The sequence below is a fragment of the Bradyrhizobium lablabi genome (assembly GCF_001440475.1).
In the GTDB taxonomy this organism is placed as follows: Bacteria; Pseudomonadota; Alphaproteobacteria; order Rhizobiales; family Xanthobacteraceae; genus Bradyrhizobium; species Bradyrhizobium lablabi.
In genome coordinates this window covers 250-2,106 of sequence record NZ_LLYB01000084.1, presented here as the reverse complement: position 1 = coordinate 2,106, position 1,857 = coordinate 250, and the positions used below count along the sequence as shown (strand labels likewise).

Here is a 1,857-nt window from a genome sequence, read left to right as displayed (position 1 = left end):
TGCGGATCGATGCCGAACTGAAATCCGAGCGGCTCGATCTCGATGCTGCCACGGTCTTTGCGCGTTCGCTGGCGGGCCCGCAAGGCGAGTGGCCGGATGAGGGGCGGCTTTCGCTCGATGTCGGCCGCGCCACCTTCGCCGGCCAGGAGCTGCGTCCGCTGCTGGCGAAACTGTCCTACTCGCCGGCGAAACTATTGCTCGAGCAGCTGAAGATCGGCGAGCTTGACGGCCTGGCGCTGGACGGCGCGGGCAATTTCGACCGCGTCCACGCGACCGGATGGTTCGCGCTCAATTCGACCGCCGCCTCGCTCGGCCGGTTGACCGGCCTGGTCGTTCCCTTCTCGCCGCAGCTGGCCGCGCGGCTCAATGCGATGGGGACCAGCCCGGGCCCGGCGCGCCTGAAACTGGCGCTCGACCTCACCGGGGACGCCAAGCCGTCCGATCGTGTCCAGGCCCGTGCCACGGCCGAACTCGACTCGCCGCAGCTCAAGGGCGTCACCACCATCACCGCCAAGCCGGCCGTCGCAGCCATTCAAAGCATTGATCTCACCGCGCTCCAGCGCAGCGACGTCGGGATCGCGGCGAAATTGTCAGCCGAGCAGGGCCGCGCTCTGCTCGGCCTGCTCGGCTTCGATCGCATCGTCACGGCGGGCGACGGCGCGGCGCAATTCGAGGGCAGCGCGACGGGTGCGTGGGGCGCACCGTTGCGGCTCAAGGCAAAGATCTCGGCAACGGGCCTCGAGGCCGAAGCCGAAGGCTCGGCCGAACCATGGGCGCAGGAGGCCACCGCCAGCCTCGCCTTGAAGGTTGGCCGCGCCGATTTCGCGCCGCTGCTCGATCTCAGGCCGGCGGATACGCTGGCGCAGAACATCGGCCTGTCTTCGCGCGTGCAGCTCGCCGGCAACCGGCTGACCTTCGACGACCTCGACAGCAGCGTCGGCGGTTCGCGGCTGCGCGGCCGCGTGGCGGTGACGCTTGGCGAGGAAAAGGAGATCGAGGGTGAAGTCGGCACCGAGCAGCTCGCGCTGGCGCCGGCCTTTGCCGTGGCGCTCGGTGCCGCCGGGCATGATCCGGGTGAGCCGCTCGGCACCGGGCTCGCGAAAGGCTGGAACGGCCGGATCGCGTTTCAGGCGCTGCGTGGCCTGCTCCCGGGCGGAAGCGAACTGCAGCCGGTGAGTGGCGTGGTCAAGAGCGACGGCCGGTCGCTGACCTTCGACGACATCAAGGGCAAGATCGGCGGCGGCGAAGTTACCGCGAGTATCGATGCAAGACCGGGTGCGAACGGAATTGCGGTGAATGCGAGCGTCCAACTCTCGGACGTGGACGGCACGGCGCTGCGCTATCGCAATCTGGCGATGCCCGCCGGCCGCGCGTCGATGCAGATGACGCTGACGAGCCAGGGCCGCAGCGCCTCGGCGCTGGCGGGCGCACTGTCGGGCAGCGGAACGCTGACGCTGGAGGCGGCGAGGATCGCCGGGCTAGACCCGCGCGCCTTCGAAGTGGCGGTTCGCGCCAATGACAGCGGGCAGGCCAAGGACGATGTCCGCCTGAAGCAGATCGTCGAAGCGGCGTTGCCGGCCGGCGCGCTTGCGATCCCTTCCGCGCAAATCCCCTTCACCATCCGGGACGGCCGGCTGCGCGTCGGCGCGACGACACTGGATGCCAACGGCGTGCGGGCAATCGTCTCCGGCGGATACGATATCGCCGCCGATCAGGCCGATATCCGCGCCGCGCTTTCGCTGACGCTGACGACCGGGAAGCCCGAAATTCAACTGCTTGCGGTGGGCACGCCCGACGCGCTGAGCCGCAGCGTCGACGTCGCGCCGTTGTCGTCGTGGCTGGCGGTGCGCGCGATCG

At 69.6% G+C, this 1,857-nt stretch carries 1 protein-coding gene; it reads left to right on the top strand.

The window, feature by feature from the left end:
• A partial coding sequence (locus CQ14_RS46650) for an AsmA family protein (protein WP_245320469.1) occupies nucleotides 1-1,857 on the top strand: 1,857 nt, incomplete at both ends.